Below are 14489 nucleotides of genomic sequence, written 5' to 3' on the forward strand. Positions count from 1 at the left end.
ACTCCTAAGGGACTTCATGACCCAGCACGTCACCGCCGCCCGTCCCGCCGACGCCTCGTCCGACGCCAGTGCGCGCCGGGAGTGGTGGCGCGACGCCGTCATCTACCAGGTCTACCCGCGCAGCTTCGCCGACGGGAACGGCGACGGCATGGGCGACCTGCCGGGTGTCACGGCCCGCCTCCCCTATCTGAAGCACCTCGGCGTGGACGCCGTCTGGCTCTCCCCCTTCTACGCGTCGCCGCAGGCCGACGCCGGGTACGACGTGGCCGACTACCGCGCGGTGGACCCCATGTTCGGCACGCTGCCGGACGCCGACGACCTCGTACGGGAAGCGCACGCGCTCGGCCTGCGGGTGATCGTCGACGTGGTGCCCAACCACTGCTCGGACCAGCACGAGTGGTTCAAGCAGGCGCTGCGGGAGGGCGCGGGCTCGCCGCTTCGGGATCGGTTCCACTTCCGTCCCGGCAAGGGCGCGGACGGCTCCGAGCCGCCCAACGACTGGGAGTCCATCTTCGGCGGCCCGGCCTGGACGCGGGTCGCGGACGGCGAGTGGTACCTGCACCTCTTCGCGCCCGAGCAGCCCGACTTCAACTGGGACCACCCGGCGGTGCACGACGAGTTCCGCTCGATCCTGCGGTTCTGGCTGGACCTCGGCATAGACGGTTTCCGCATCGACGTGGCCCACGGCCTGGTCAAGGCGGCGGGCCTGCCCGACATCGGCCACGAGGAGCAGGTGAAGCTGCTCGGCAGCCAGGCCGTCCCCTACTTCGACCAGGACGGCGTGCACGAGATCTACCGCGAGTGGCGCAAGATCCTTGAGGAGTACGCGGGCGAGCGGATCGCCGTGGCCGAGGCGTGGACGCCGACCGTGGAGCGCAGCGCCCTGTATCTGCGGCCGGACGAGCTGCACCAGGCCTTCAACTTCGAGTACCTGACGACACCTTGGGACGCGGCCGAGCTGCGCGCCGTCATCGAACGCTCGCTGAGCGCGATGAACTCCGTCGACGCTCCCGCCACTTGGGTGCTCTCCAACCATGACGTCGTACGCCACTCCACCCGCTTCGCGGACGGCGACGAGGCGCGCGGCCTGCGCCGGGCGAGGGCGGCCACCCTCCTGATGCTGGCGCTGCCGGGCTCCGCGTACATCTACCAGGGCGAGGAGCTCGGCCTGCCGGAGGTGACCGAGCTGCCGGACGAGGTGCGCCAGGACCCGGCGTTCTTCCGCAGCGCCGGGCAGGACGGGACGCGGGACGGCTGCCGGGTGCCGCTGCCCTGGTCCGGGGAGCGGGCGCCGTTCGGCTTCGGACCGGCCGAGGGCGGCCCGAGCTGGCTGCCGCAGCCGGCCTCCTGGAAGGGCCTCACGGTCGAGGCCCAGGAGGGCGACCCCCACTCGACCCTGGAGTTCTACCGCGGCGCGCTCGCCGTGCGCCGCGAGCACCCGGCGCTGGGGGCGGGCCGTGACGTGGAGTGGCTGCCGGCCCCGGAGGGTGTTCTCGCCTTCCGCCGTACGACCCCTCGGGGCTCGGTCGTCTGCACGGTGAACCTCACCGCCGACGCCGTCACGATCCCCACGCCCGGCACGGTTCTCCTGGCCAGCGCCGGCCTCGGGGAGTCCGGCGCCGAGACGAGCCTTCCGGCAGATTCAACGGTCTGGTGGGCAGCCTGAGATGCGACCGGTACAGTCCAATCCTGTGACCGCGCGGCTGGCCGACATCGCAGCACAGGCGGGGGTCAGCGAGGCGACGGTCAGCCGGGTGCTCAACGGCAAACCGGGCGTCGCCGGGGCCACCCGTCAGTCCGTGCTTGCCGCACTCGACGTACTGGGCTACGAACGCCCGGTGCGGCTGCGCCGGCGCAGCGCGGGCCTGGTCGGGCTGATCACGCCGGAGCTGGAGAACCCGATATTCCCCGCGCTCGCCCAGGTCATCGGGCAAGCCCTGACCCGGCAGGGGTATACGCCGGTCCTCGCCACGCAGACGCCGGGCGGCTCCACCGAGGACGAGCTGACGGAGATGCTGGTGGACCGCGGCGTCTCCGGCATCATCTTCGTCTCCGGGCTGCACGCGGACACCTCCGCCGACATGCAGCGCTACGAACAGCTGCGCGCGCAGGGCGTGCCGTTCGTGCTGGTCGACGGCTTCTCGCCGAAGGTCCAGGCGCCCTTCATCTCACCCGACGACCGTGCGGCGATGCGCCTCGCGGTCACCCACCTCGTCTCCTTGGGTCATACACGCATCGGGCTCGCCCTGGGCCCGAAGCGGTTCGTGCCCGTACAGCGGAAGATCGAGGGGTTCGTACGCACGGTGCAGGACCAGCTCGCACTGTCCCCCGATGAGATCGAGTCGGACCTGGTCCAGCACTCGCTCTACACCCTGGAGGGCGGCCAGGCCGCGGCGTCGGCGCTGATGGACCGCGGCTGCACGGCCGTCGTGTGCGCGAGCGACATGATGGCCCTGGGGGCGATACGGGCGGCGCGGCAGCGCGGTTTCGAGGTCCCGGACGACATATCGGTGGTCGGTTTCGACGATTCGCCCCTGATTGCATTCACCGATCCGCCCCTGACGACGGTACGCAAGCCCGTACCGTCGATGGGGCAGGCGGCCGTGCGTACACTCCTGGAGGAAATCGGCGGCACGCCCGCGCCGCACAGCGAATTCGTCTTCATGCCCGAGCTGGTGGTTCGGGGTTCAACCGCTTCGGCCCCTGGGGATCGCAGTCGTCCTCAGGGCGTAGAGAATGCGCCCTGAACCAGACCTTGGGATGATCGGGCGGAGGGTGGGAATCTGGCAGACTCTGTGCCTATGGGTGAGATGACTGTGACGACACTGGAAGGCCGACAGCGGCCCACCTCATCACCCATCGCGGGCGAGGAGGAAGACCGCAATGGGCGGACTTTCCTGCGCCGTCTGCGCACTCCCCGACGCCCTCGCCTCTGGTTCGAGATCCTGCTCATCGGCGTGAGTTACTGGACGTACTCACTGGTCCGCAACGCCGTGCCCGAACAGAAGACGCAGGCCCTGCACAACGCCGACTGGATCTGGCGGGTGGAGCAGCACCTCGGGATCGCCGTGGAGCAGAGCGTCAACCACGCTGTGGACTCGGTGACATGGCTCATCGTCGGCATGAACTACTACTACGCGACACTGCACTTCGTCGTGACGCTCGGCGTGCTGGTCTGGCTCTTCCGGTGGCATCCGGGGCGGTACGCGGCCGCCCGCCTGGTGCTCTTCGCGACCACGGGTGTGGCCCTCATCGGGTACTACTTCTACCCGTTGGCGCCCCCGCGCCTGATGACCGGCCATGACTTCATCGACACGGTCCTGGTCCACCAGACCTGGGGCTCCATGGCCTCCGGCGACCTCAAGCACATGTCGAACCAGTACGCGGCGATGCCCTCCATGCACATCGGCTGGTCCCTGTGGTGCGGCCTGACGATCTTCGCCCTCGCCTCGGTGCCGTGGGTGAAGGTGCTCGGCCTGCTCTACCCGACGGCGACCCTGATCGTGATCGTGGCGACCGCGAACCACTTCTGGCTGGACGCGGTGGGCGGCATGATCTGCCTGACGTTCGGTTTCGCCGTGGCGCGGCTCTGGTACGGGTCGATGCCCTACACGTTGCCGCAGGACGTGACGGAGAGCCGCCAGAGCCTGCGGGAGACGCTGCTGCGGCTCAGGGGCAAGGCGAAGGTCTAGCTTCCACCTCGGTACGTGATGCGCCCACCGCGCCCGCGTCCCGCAGGTCCCTGATGCGCCAGGCCCCGCGCGGCCCGCTCGTCCTCCAGCCGCTTCGACCACTCGTCGAGACGCAGCCGCAGGGTGCTCCCTACGCCCCCTCTACGCCCCGTAGAACCTCTCCTCCATCACGGCCCGCGCCCTGCGCGTGATCCGCCGGTAGTCGTCCAGCATGTCCCCCACATGCCCGGGGTCGTACCCCAAGTACCGCCCCACGGCGGCCAGCTCGCGCCCGTCCGAGGGGAACGTGTCCCCTGCCCTGCCGCGCACCAGCATCACCGCGTTGCGCACCCGTGTGGCAAGGACCCACGCCTCGTCCAGGATCGCCGCATCCTCGGTCGGGATCAGCTCGGCCGCGCAGGCCGCGGCGAGGGCCTCCCGGGTGCGTGTGGTGCGCAGGCCCGGTTCGACCCAGCCGTGGGTCAACTGCATGAGCTGGACGGTCCATTCGACGTCCGAAAGACCGCCACGGCCCAGCTTCGCGTGCAGGGTCGGGTCGGCGCCGCGCGGCATGCGTTCCGCCTCCATCCGGGCCTTCAGGCGGCGGATCTCGCGGACCGCGTCGTCACCCAGGCCCTCCGCCGGATAGCGGAACGGGTCGATCAGCTCGACGAAGGCGCGGCCCAGCTCGGCGTCGCCCGCGACCGGTTCGGCCCGCAGCAGCGCCTGGGACTCCCAGACGAGTGACCAGCGGCGGTAGTAGGCCTCGTACGACTTCAAGGTGCGCACCAGGGGCCCGCTCCTGCCCTCCGGGCGCAGATCCGCGTCTATGAGCAACGGCGGGTCGGCGGAGGGGAGTTGGAGCAGGCGGCGCATCTCGGCGACCACCTTGGCCGCCGCCTTCGCCGCCTCCTGGTCCTCGACGCCCTCGCGGGGCTCGTGGACGAAGAGGACGTCCGCGTCCGAGCCGTAGCTCAGTTCGTGGCCGCCGAAGCGGCCCATGCCGATCACCGAGAAGCGGACGGGCAGCGTGTCGCCCCAGCCCTCGCGCACCACCGCGCGCAGCGTGCCCGCGATGGTCGCCGCCGTCAGGTCGGACACCGCGTCGCCCACCCGGTCGACGAGCGCGCCGGGATCGGCCTCCGCGGGGCTCTCCTCGGTGCCGTACGAGCCGACGATGTCCGCGGCGGTGGTGCGGAAGAGCTCGCGGCGGCGGACGCCTCGCGCCGCCGTCACCGCCTGTTCGGCGCCGTTCGCGCGGCCCACCGCCGCCAGGACCTCCTGCTCCAGGTGGGCGTGGTCGCGCGGTTCGAGGCCGCGCTGGTCGCCGAGGAGGGCGACGGCTTCGGGGGCGCGCAGGAGGAGGTCGGGGGCCAGGCGTCCGGCGGACAGGACGCGGGCCAGGTTCTCGGCCGCCGTTCCCTCGTCGCGCAGGAGCCTCAGATACCAGGGGGTCTTGCCCAGCGCGTCGGAGACCTTGCGGAAGTTCAGGAGGCCCGCGTCGGGGTCCGCCGAGTCCGCGAACCAGCCGAGCAGGACGGGCAGCAGGGTGCGCTGGATGGCCGCCTTGCGGGTGACGCCGGAGGCGAGGGCCTCCAGGTGGCGCAGGGCCGCCGAGGGGTCGTGGTAGCCGAGGGCCACGAGGCGTTCGCGGGCCGCCTCCGTGCTCAACCGGGTCTCGCCGGGGGCGAGTTGGGCCACCGCGTCCAGGAGCGGGCGGTAGAAGAGCTTCTCGTGCAGGCGGCGCACGACCGAGGTGTGCCGCCTCCACGCGCGGTTCAGCTCGGTGATCGGCTCCATCCGCATGCCGAGCGAGCGCCCGATGCGCCGCAGGTCGGCGTCGTCCTCGGGGATCAGATGGGTGCGCCGCAGCTTGAAGAGCTGGATGCGGTGCTCCAGGGAGCGCAGGAAGCGGTAGGCGTCGTCGAGCTGGACGGCGTCCACCCGGCCCACATAGCCGCCGGCCGCGAGCGCATCGAGGGCCGCGAGGGTCGAGCCGCTGCGGATCCTCGTGTCGCCCCGGCCGTGCACCAACTGAAGGAGCTGTACGGCGAATTCGACGTCCCGCAGCCCGCCGGGCCCCAGCTTCAGCTCGCGGTCGACCTCGCCCACCGGGATGTTCTCCACGACCCTGCGGCGCATCTTCTGCACGTCGGGGACGAAGTTGTCGCGCTCGGCGGCGTGCCAGACGAGGGGCGCGAGCGTGGTGACGTACTCCTCCCCCAGTGCGAGGTCCCCGGCCACCGGGCGGGCCTTGAGCAGCGCCTGGAACTCCCAGGTCTTGGCCCAGCGCTGGTAGTAGGCGAGGTGGCTACTGAGGGTGCGCACCAGGGGGCCGTTGCGGCCCTCGGGGCGGAGGTTGGCATCGACCGGCCAGATGGTGCCCTCGACCGTGGTCTCCGAGCAGATCCGCATCATGTGCGAGGCGAGCCGCGTGGCGGCCTGCAGCGCCTTGCCCTCGTCGGCTCCGCCCACCGCCTCGCCGACGAAGATGACGTCGACGTCGGAGACGTAATTCAGCTCGTGGCCACCGCACTTGCCCATGGCGATGACCGCGAGCCTGCACTGCGCGGCATCCCCGGGCGCGTCCGCCTCGGCCATGGCGAGCGCGGCGCGCAGGGTCGCCGTCGCCAGGTCCGCGAGCTCGGCCGCCGCCTCCGCGACGTCCGTCGTGCCGCACACGTCACGGGCCGCTATCGACAGCAGGCAGCGGCGGTAGGAGACGCGGAGCGAGACGGGGTCGGTGGCGTCGGCGAGGCCCTGCACGAACTCCTCGACGCCGGGGTGCAGGTCGGCCGACTCGTACGTGACCAGGGCCCGCCAGTCGCGGGGGTGGCGGGCCAGGTGGTCGGCGAGCGCCTCGGAGGCGCCGAGCACGCCGAGCAGCCGGTCGCGCAGCGGTTTGGCGCTGACCAGGGTGTCGAGCAGCTCACGGCGGCTCGTGTCGTCCGGCTGGCCCTCGACCAGACGTACGAGGCCGAGGAGCGCGAGGTCCGGGTCGGCAGCCGCTCCCAGGGCGTCGAGCAGCACCGGGTCCGAGCGCAACGCGGACAGCTCCGGGGCTCCGAGCAGCCGCTCGGCGGCGGACGGATCGGTGAAACCATGCCGCAGCAGCCGGGTGAACGTACTGCTTCTGCGCCCTTGCGGCACCGTCATTCCGCGCCTCCGTTCGATCACTCCTGGCCCGAGCCTACGGCCTGACCGATGAGTTCTGCCCTCCCGCGGAGTCGGCCCTTCGACGGAAGCTTCATGGGTGGCGTCAGGAGGCGGACCATGCCGAGCAGCGAACCGCGTACGGAACTGGATGTGCGGTACAGCAGTCCCGGGGCGGCGGCGACCCCATGGCCCGATGCCGTGCGGCAGCTCAAGGCGGCCGAGCTCTTCTGGGTCTCGACGGTGCGCCCCGACGGCCGCCCCCATGTGACCCCGCTGCCCGCGGTCTGGCTGGACGGCGCCCTGCACTTCTGCACGGGCCCCGAGGAGCGCAAGGCACGCAACCTAGCCGCCAACCCGGAGACCGTGCTGACGACGGGCGTCAACCTCTGGGACAAGGGATACGACCTGGTCGTCGAGGGCACCGCCGTCCGCGTCACCGACGAGGAGAGGCTGGAGCGCCTGGCGGCGGCGTGGGAGGCGAAGTACGGCAGCTTCTGGCACTACGAGGTCCGCGACGGCTGCTTCCACCACGGCGCGGGCCACGCGTACGTCTTCGAGGTGGCCCCTCGCACGGCCTTCGGCTTCGGCAAGGGCGAGCCGTTCAGCCAGACTCGGTGGCGGTTCACGTGAGGGGCACGGGGCGGAGGCCGTCATTCGCGCTGACAAGCCGTGGGCTCCCTGGTGTACTCGGCCCATGGAATACACACTCGAGGTCATCCCGCTCCCCGTCAGTGACGTCGACCGGGCCAAGGAGTTCTACCGCGACAAGCTCGGCTTCCACGTGGACATCGACACGGAGGTCATGCCGGGCATGCGCATCGTCCAGCTGACCCCGCCGGGCTCCGGCTGTTCCATCGCCCTGGCCGACACCCTTTGGGAAACGATGGACGGCCCTACCCCGGCCCCCGGCTCCTACCAGGGCCTGCAGCTGTGTGTGGCCGACGCGAAGACGGCCCACGCGGAGCTGACGGCCCGTGGCCTCGATGTGTCGGAGCCGGTGGCGCATGGGCCGCAGGACGGCGGGACGTTCATGTACTTCAAGGACCCCGATGGCAATGGGTGGGCCATCCAGGAGTACCGGGTGCGGGCGACGACGCCTTTGCGGGCCTCGATCACCGCGGCCCCGTAAGGGACGCGGGGCCGTAAGGGGCGCGGGGCCGCACACCGAGACAGCCCCGCGCCCCTGGCGTGGCCTACAGCACCGGCAGGTTCTTCCGCAGCTCAAAGGCGGTGACCTCTGACCTGTACTCCTCCCACTCCTGCTTCTTGTTGCGCAGGAAGAAGTCGTACACGTGCTCGCCCAGCGTCTCGGCGACCAGTTCCGACCGCTCCATGAGGGCGATCGCCTCGCCCAGGTTCTGCGGCAGCGGCTCGATGCCCATCGCGCGGCGTTCGGCGTCGCTCAGGGCCCATACGTCGTCATCGGCGCCCGGCGGCAGTTCGTAGCCCTCCTCGATGCCCTTGAGGCCCGCGGCGAGCAGGACGGCGTACGTCAGGTAGGGGTTCGCGCCCGAGTCGATCGAGCGGACCTCCACCCGGGCGGAGCCGGTCTTGCCGGGCTTGTACATCGGGACGCGGATGAGCGCGCTGCGGTTGTTGTGGCCCCAGCAGATGTACGAGGGGGCCTCGCCACCCGCGCCCGCCGTGCGCTCCGAGCCGCCCCAGATGCGCTTGTAGGAGTTCACCCACTGGTTGGTGACCGCGGAGATCTCGGCGGCGTGCTTCAGGAGGCCCGCGATGAAGGAGCGGCCGACCTTGGAGAGCTGGTACTCGGAGCCCGACTCGTAGAACGCGTTGCGGTCGCCCTCGAAGAGGGAGAGGTGCGTGTGCATGCCCGAGCCCGGGTGCTCGGAGAAGGGCTTGGGCATGAAGGTCGCGTTGACCCCCTGCTCCAGTGCGACCTGCTTCATGACCAGGCGGAACGTCATGATGTTGTCGGCCGTGGAGAGTGCGTCCGCGTAACGGAGGTCGATCTCCTGCTGGCCGGGCGCGCCCTCGTGGTGGCTGAACTCGACCGAGATGCCCATGGATTCGAGCATGGTGATCGCCTGGCGGCGGAAGTCCATCCCGACGTTCTGCGGGGTGTGGTCGAAGTAGCCGGAGTTGTCGGCGGGGGTGGGCCGCGAGCCGTCCAGCGGCTTGTCCTTCAGGAGGAAGAACTCGATCTCGGGGTGGGTGTAGAAGGTGAAACCGAGGTCGGAGGTCTTCGCCAGGGCCCGCTTCAGGACATAGCGCGGGTCCGCGAAGGACGGGGAGCCGTCCGGCATCAGGATGTCGCAGAACATCCGGGCCGTGCCGGGCGCCTCGGCGCGCCAGGGCAGGACCTGGAAGGTCGACGGATCCGGCTTGGCGATCATGTCCGACTCGTACACTCGGGCGAATCCCTCGATCGCCGAGCCGTCGAAGCCGATGCCCTCGTCGAAGGCCTGCTCCAGTTCGGCGGGAGCCACAGCGACCGATTTCAGGAAGCCGAGGACATCCGTGAACCACAGGCGTACGAACCGGATGTCGCGCTCCTCCAGTGTCCGGAGCACGAATTCCTGCTGCTTGTCCATCTTCCGCTTCCACCCATCATTGCTGGTCAGGCCGCCTGCGTCCGCCCGGTGCTCGCGCTGAGCTCGCGTCTGGGGACACATCGGGGCACATGAGCATCCCACCACACCGTTTCCGGCGCGTTGCGGGCCATGTGCCGCCCTGTGCCCATAGTGCCTGCTGATCGGCCCGCCCGTAACAGCGGGCGGCTCAGACCGCCCCTACAGTCCGCCGGGCTCGCCCATTACGATCAGCGCACCGCTCCACCATGTTCCGCCCCGCGCGTCCCGCCCTTTCCGTCGTATCGCCGCATCGCCGAAGGACACATCATGGGTTCCGCCAAGAACACGAGCAACGCATCCCGCAAGGCACGGATAGAGGAGATGCGCCGGGCCGAGCGCGCACGCGACCGCCGGGGCCGCGTCATCACGATCACGCTGAGCGCGGTCGTGGTCGCGGCCCTCGCCGTGGGTGGTGTCGTCCTCTTCCAGAAGGCGGACGACGACTCCGCCGCGAAGACCGACGCGAAGTCGGCGCCGAAGTTCAAGGTGACCGCGGACGGCGAGAAGGTCTGGAACGCGAAGCAGCTCGGCCGTACGCACGTCACCAAGGACGTCAGCTACGCGATGACTCCGCCGGTGGGCGGCGACCATGACCAGGTGTGGATGAACTGCAACGGCGACGTCTACAAGGACGAGCTCCCCGAGCGCAACGCCGTGCACTCCCTGGAGCACGGCGCGGTCTGGGTGACGTACAACGACAAGGCGAAGGCCGCCGACCTGAAGAAGCTGGAGCAGAAGGTCAAGCAGACGCCGTACTCGCTGATGAGCCCGGTCAAGGACCAGAAGGACCCGATCATGCTGTCGGCCTGGGGCCACCAGCGCACGGTGACGGGCGCGGCCGACCCGAAGGTCAAGTCCTTCTTCTCCTCGTACGTCCAGGGCAAGCAGACCCCTGAGCCGGGGGCCGCGTGCACGGGTGGCAAGGGCCAGTGAGGCGGCGTACGGGGTGGCTGGTCGGCGGTGTCGCGGCGGCGGTGATCGTGGCCGGCGGGATCACCGCCGGGGTCGCCACGACGGACAGCTCGGACTCCTCTTCGTCCACCCCGCCGTCCACGTCGTCGGCGGACGCGGGCTTCGCCCAGGACATGGCGACGCACCACCAGCAGGCCGTGGAGATGTCGTACATCGTGCGCGACCGCACGAAGGACAAGGAGATCCGCCGCCTGGCGTACGACATCGCGCAGACGCAGGCGAACCAGCGGGGCATGCTGCTCGGCTGGCTCGACCTGTGGGAACTGCCGAAGGTGCCGGAGGACGCCCCCATGGCATGGATGGGGATGGGCGACATGCCCCCGGGCAGGGACGGCGCGCTGATGCCGGGAATGGCGACGAACACGGACCTGGAGAAGCTGGGCAAGCTGAACGGCCGCGCCGCCGAGGTGCGCTACCTGCAGCTGATGACCAAGCATCACCAGGGCGGCGTTCATATGGCCAAGGGGTGCGTGGAGCGGTGTGAGGTGGGGGCGGAACTGCGGCTGGCTCGGGGGATGGTGGAGTCGCAGGAGTCGGAGATCAAGCTGATGGCGGATCTGTTGAAGGCACGGGGAGCGAAGGCGTAACTCCGGGGAGGCCGATCACCAGTCGGGGGTGGCCGGGGGGATCCAGGCCCCCCCGAAGCCGGCCCGCGCGGGACAGAGTCTCACCCCGCGCGGGACGGGCTCTCAGCCCGCGCGACGGACCACCAGCCCGTCCGGCGCTTGAGGACGAACTCGGCGAAGCCGGTGACGGGCGGCGCGCGAAGCCCAGGGGCTAGGAAACAGCCCGTCCGGCGTTTGAGGACGAACTCGGCGAAGCCGGTGACGTGCGGCGCGCAGAGCCAGGGGGCGCCGGGACAGCCCCAGGCCCACCGAAGCCGGAGCCAAACGGCGCCCAAAGCCCAGGGGCTAAGCCATCCGCAGCAACTCCTCCCGCAAAAGCCTCCCCCTCAAAGGCGCCCCCGCCAGAAACCGTTCGACCTCCCCCACCGCGAACTCCCCCAGCCTCCGCACCTCGCTCCCCTGCGCCCCCGCCACATGCGGGGTGACCAGCACGTTGGGCAGCACCAGCAGCGGATGCCCGGGCGGCAGCGGCTCCGGGTCCGTGACGTCGAGGAACGCGTCGAGGCGCCCCGCCCCGCACTCCCGGGCCAGCGCCTCCGTGTCCAGCAAAGAGCCCCGCGCCGTGTTGATGACGGCTCCCCCGTCCGGGATCAGCTTCAGCATGTCCGCGCTCACCATCCCCCGCGTCTCGGGCAGTTGAGGCGCGTGGATGCTGACGATCGAGCTGCGGCGGCACAGCTCGGACAGCTCCACAAGCTCCGCCCCGAGCCCCGCGGCCTGCTCCCGGGTGACGTACGGATCCGTGAGGAGCACCCGCCACCCCGCGTCGGACTTCCGCAGCCCGGCGATGACCCCGCGTCCGATCCGTGACGCCCCGATGATCCCGACGGTCCGCGCGTCGGCGCCGGCCCGCTCGGTGAAGGGCGGCCAGCCCTCGCTGTAGCCCGCGGCGGCCGACAGCGCCCCCTTCGCCGCGAAGGTGATCGCGGCGAGGGTGTAGGCCACGACGGGCCCCGCGTTCGCGTCGGCGGCCGACGAGACCACCACGCCCCGGTCCCACAGCGCGTCCGTCACCACGGGCTTCACCGATCCGGCGGCATGCACGAGAACCCGTAGCCGAGGCGCGTGCGCAAGGACCTCGGCCGTCACCGGCGGGCAGTTCCAGCCGGTGACCAGGATCTCCACCTCGGCGAGCACCGCCCGCGCCTCGGCACCGGTGAGTGACCCGGCGAGCAGGGCGGGGGCCAACTCCACGCTGCGGGCGAGCCGTTCGCGGATGCCCGGGGCGAAGACCCGCTCCGCCACGTCCGCGCTCATGGCGAGCGCCGTCTTCGGCGGGCCCTTCAACTCTGCCTGGTCTGCCACGCGTGACCATCCCTCGTAGTAACCGGTTACCCAACAGCGCCTGGAGGCTAGGCCGAAGTCGGGACGGCGGTCAAGAGATCGCCGGGCCAAGGGGGTTGACCGGCGTTAGTAACCGCTTTAGATTCCGGTCACCTTGTTCCACGACGGAGGGGCTGCCGTGTCAGCGGTGACGAAGGACCGGACGGAAACCGAGGCGGTGAAGCCGCCCGGCAAGAGCAGCAATCGACCAAAAGGCAACAAACCCAGGCGTGATGAGCGATGGAAACGGTTTCACTCCTCCCGGTTCCTGCTGCTGCTCATGGTGCCGGGAGTCGCGTACTTCCTGGTGTTCCACTACGGCGCGTTCATCGGCAACGCCGTCGCCTTCAAGGAGTACGTCCCCTTCGACGGCCTCTGGGCCAGCCCCTGGGTCGGCTTCGAGAACTTCGACCGGATGTTCGGCGACCCGGACTTCTGGCACGCGACCTGGAACACGCTCTTCCTCGCGGTGCTCCAACTGGTCTTCTACTTCCCGGTGCCGCTCGGCCTTGCCCTGCTCCTGCACAGCCTGACCTCGGACCTGACCCGGCGCTTCGTGCAGTCGGTGGTCTACCTGCCGCACTTCCTGTCGTGGGTCATCGTCGTCGCCCTGTTCCAGCAGGTACTCGCCGACACCGGACTGCTCAACTCCGTGCTCGGGCAGGCGGGTCTGCACTCCGTCGACATCATCGGCAACCCGGACGCCTACCCGGCGCTCGTCGTCGCACAGGTCGTCTGGAAGGACGCCGGCTGGGGCACGATCATCTTCCTCGCCGCCCTGATGCAGGTGGACGAGCAGCAGTACGAGGCCGCAGCGATCGACGGAGCGGGCCCCTGGCGCCGCTTCTGGCACGTGACGCTGCCGTCCATCCGGTCCGTGGTGATCCTGCTGCTGATCATGCGGCTCGGCGACATCCTCTCGGTCGGCTTCGAACAGATGCTGCTGCAACGGCAGTCGGTCGGGCCCGAGGCCGGTGAGGTGCTCGACACCTTCGTCTTCTGGCAGGGCATCGTCGGCGGCGACACCGGATACGCCGCGGCGGCGGGCCTGTTCAAGGGCGTGGTCGGCGCGATTCTCGTCTTCGCGGCCAACAAGGTCGCCCATCGCCTCGGCGAGCAGGGGGTCTACAAGTGAGCAGCACGAAAACCGCGGCGATACGGCCCACGGGCCGGGCGCGCCCCGCACGCCCTACCCGCCCCGTACGCCCCTCCTGGATGGAGAAGCCGAAGCCGGTCACCCAGGTGGCCAAGGCCCTCGCCATCGTCACCATCCTGGTCATGGTCTTCGTACCCTTCCTGGTCATCGTCTCGACGTCGTTCGCCTCCAACCGCGAGGTCATCGACAACGGCGGCTGGGTCCTGTGGCCGACGCACCCGACCCTGCGCGCCTACGAACAGGTCTTCGAGGGCGGCATCGTCACCAAGGCGCTCGGCGTGAGCGCCGGCGTCACGATCATCGGAACCCTCGCCTCGCTGGCGTGCACGACGTTCCTGGCGTACGCGCTGAGCCGCCCCAAGGTGTACGGCGGGAAGCCGATCCTGCTGATCGTCCTGTTCACCTTCCTCTTCCCGCCCGGCATGATCCCCGCGTTCCTGCTGGTCAAGGGGATGGGAATGCTGGAGAGCTACAGCTCCCTGATCGTCCCCCTCCTCATCAACGTCTTCAATCTGGTCGTCCTGCGCGGCTTCTTCCAGGGCGTTCCCGAGGAGTTGTACGAGGCGGCGCGGCTCGACGGCGCGAACGACTGGCAGATCCTGTGGCGCGTCGTGCTCCCGCTCTCCAAGGCCGCCCTCGCTGTCGTCGGCCTCTTCTACGCGGTGAGCTACTGGAACGCCTGGTTCCATGCGTCGATCTATCTGGAGTCAGACCACTGGCCGCTCCAGCAGGTCCTTCGTACATACGTCATGGGTGGCTCGCAGATCGCGGACACCGGCCTGAGCGACGCGGCGAACGTCTCGGCACCGCAGACGATGCAGATGGCCGTCCTGGTGATCGCCACCGTACCGATCCTGATCGTCTACCCCTTCCTGCAGAAGTACTTCACCAAGGGCGTGCTCACCGGCGCCATCAAGAGCTGAGCCACTTCCCGCACGACTCACACGACTCGCTCGACTCCGCATGTCCGAAAGGTTGATGACACTGTGTC

At 70.0% G+C, this 14489-nt stretch carries 12 protein-coding genes; 9 read left to right on the top strand and 3 right to left on the bottom strand.

Annotation, left to right across the window (positions count from 1 at the left end):
* Positions 1-16: 16 nt before the first annotated feature.
* The 3 genes from ACGFX9_RS02530 to ACGFX9_RS02540 are packed head-to-tail and all read left to right on the top strand — an operon-like array spanning position 17 to position 3692.
* A complete protein-coding gene (locus ACGFX9_RS02530) occupies positions 17-1666 on the top strand; it encodes a glycoside hydrolase family 13 protein (RefSeq protein WP_393463509.1) in 1650 nt (549 codons plus the stop codon).
* A 25-nt stretch (positions 1667-1691) separates the two neighbouring features.
* Positions 1692-2747, top strand: coding sequence for a LacI family DNA-binding transcriptional regulator (locus ACGFX9_RS02535; protein WP_393463510.1), 1056 nt, complete (start codon positions 1692-1694; stop codon positions 2745-2747).
* Between the two features lie 54 nt (positions 2748-2801).
* The gene (locus tag ACGFX9_RS02540) at positions 2802-3692 is read left to right on the top strand and encodes a phosphatase PAP2 family protein (RefSeq protein ID WP_393463512.1); all 891 of its coding nucleotides are present in this window, start codon (positions 2802-2804) and stop codon (positions 3690-3692) included.
* A gap of 141 nt (positions 3693-3833) precedes the next feature.
* On the opposite strand, the gene ACGFX9_RS02545 is transcribed toward ACGFX9_RS02540, so the two are convergent.
* On the bottom strand, positions 3834-6827 hold the full coding sequence (locus ACGFX9_RS02545; protein WP_393463514.1) for a bifunctional [glutamine synthetase] adenylyltransferase/[glutamine synthetase]-adenylyl-L-tyrosine phosphorylase: 2994 nt from the start codon (positions 6825-6827) through the stop codon (positions 3834-3836).
* 117 nt (positions 6828-6944) lie between these two features.
* On the opposite strand from ACGFX9_RS02545, the gene ACGFX9_RS02550 reads away from it, so the two are divergent.
* Positions 6945-7457 (top strand): pyridoxamine 5'-phosphate oxidase family protein, encoded by a 513-nt coding sequence (locus ACGFX9_RS02550; protein WP_393463515.1) that lies wholly within the window; start codon positions 6945-6947, stop codon positions 7455-7457.
* A 64-nt stretch (positions 7458-7521) separates the two neighbouring features.
* The gene (locus ACGFX9_RS02555) at positions 7522-7956 is read left to right on the top strand and encodes a VOC family protein (protein WP_393463517.1); all 435 of its coding nucleotides are present in this window, start codon (positions 7522-7524) and stop codon (positions 7954-7956) included.
* Positions 7957-8020: 64 nt separating this feature from the next.
* Here the strand turns inward: ACGFX9_RS02555 and ACGFX9_RS02560 are convergent, their stop codons facing one another.
* The gene (locus ACGFX9_RS02560; RefSeq protein ID WP_160504710.1) at positions 8021-9382 is read right to left on the bottom strand and encodes a glutamine synthetase family protein; all 1362 of its coding nucleotides are present in this window, start codon (positions 9380-9382) and stop codon (positions 8021-8023) included.
* Between the two features lie 306 nt (positions 9383-9688).
* Between ACGFX9_RS02560 and ACGFX9_RS02565 the strand changes: the two genes are divergently transcribed.
* Positions 9689-10354, top strand: coding sequence for a DUF3105 domain-containing protein (locus ACGFX9_RS02565; protein ID WP_393463519.1), 666 nt, complete (start codon positions 9689-9691; stop codon positions 10352-10354).
* On the top strand, positions 10351-10980 hold the full coding sequence (locus ACGFX9_RS02570) for a DUF305 domain-containing protein (RefSeq protein ID WP_393463521.1): 630 nt from the start codon (positions 10351-10353) through the stop codon (positions 10978-10980). Before ACGFX9_RS02565 ends, ACGFX9_RS02570 begins: the two co-directional genes overlap by 4 nt.
* 324 nt (positions 10981-11304) lie before the next feature.
* On the opposite strand, the gene ACGFX9_RS02575 is transcribed toward ACGFX9_RS02570, so the two are convergent.
* Complete coding sequence (locus ACGFX9_RS02575) at positions 11305-12276, bottom strand: hydroxyacid dehydrogenase (RefSeq protein ID WP_393465558.1); 972 nt, start codon at positions 12274-12276, stop codon at positions 11305-11307.
* 346 nt (positions 12277-12622) lie between these two features.
* Here ACGFX9_RS02575 and ACGFX9_RS02580 point away from each other — a divergent pair, with 346 nt between their 5' ends.
* Both ACGFX9_RS02580 and ACGFX9_RS02585 read left to right on the top strand, forming a co-directional pair.
* Positions 12623-13477: an ABC transporter permease gene (locus ACGFX9_RS02580; protein WP_393465561.1), complete on the top strand. Its 855-nt coding sequence runs from the start codon at positions 12623-12625 to the stop codon at positions 13475-13477.
* Positions 13478-13557: 80 nt separating this feature from the next.
* On the top strand, positions 13558-14421 hold the full coding sequence (locus tag ACGFX9_RS02585) for a carbohydrate ABC transporter permease (protein ID WP_393465563.1): 864 nt from the start codon (positions 13558-13560) through the stop codon (positions 14419-14421).
* Positions 14422-14489: the final 68 nt, after the last annotated feature.

This window comes from Streptomyces sp. NPDC048436, assembly GCF_043200355.1.
Lineage (GTDB): Bacteria > Actinomycetota > Actinomycetes > Streptomycetales > Streptomycetaceae > Streptomyces.

Excerpts from the sequence above, each read along its gene's own strand:
- ACGFX9_RS02530 (WP_393463509.1), top strand. The coding sequence starts at position 17 with ATGACCCAGCACGTCACCGCCGCCCGTCCCGCCGACGCCTCGTCCGAC.
- ACGFX9_RS02540 (WP_393463512.1), top strand. The coding sequence starts at position 2,802 with ATGGGTGAGATGACTGTGACGACACTGGAAGGCCGACAGCGGCCCACC.
- ACGFX9_RS02545 (WP_393463514.1), bottom strand. The coding sequence starts at position 6,827 with ATGACGGTGCCGCAAGGGCGCAGAAGCAGTACGTTCACCCGGCTGCTG.
- ACGFX9_RS02550 (WP_393463515.1), top strand. The coding sequence starts at position 6,945 with ATGCCGAGCAGCGAACCGCGTACGGAACTGGATGTGCGGTACAGCAGT.
- ACGFX9_RS02555 (WP_393463517.1), top strand. The coding sequence starts at position 7,522 with ATGGAATACACACTCGAGGTCATCCCGCTCCCCGTCAGTGACGTCGAC.
- ACGFX9_RS02560 (WP_160504710.1), bottom strand. The coding sequence starts at position 9,382 with ATGGACAAGCAGCAGGAATTCGTGCTCCGGACACTGGAGGAGCGCGAC.
- ACGFX9_RS02565 (WP_393463519.1), top strand. The coding sequence starts at position 9,689 with ATGGGTTCCGCCAAGAACACGAGCAACGCATCCCGCAAGGCACGGATA.
- ACGFX9_RS02575 (WP_393465558.1), bottom strand. The coding sequence starts at position 12,276 with ATGAGCGCGGACGTGGCGGAGCGGGTCTTCGCCCCGGGCATCCGCGAA.
- ACGFX9_RS02580 (WP_393465561.1), top strand. The coding sequence starts at position 12,623 with ATGGTGCCGGGAGTCGCGTACTTCCTGGTGTTCCACTACGGCGCGTTC.
- ACGFX9_RS02585 (WP_393465563.1), top strand. The coding sequence starts at position 13,558 with ATGGAGAAGCCGAAGCCGGTCACCCAGGTGGCCAAGGCCCTCGCCATC.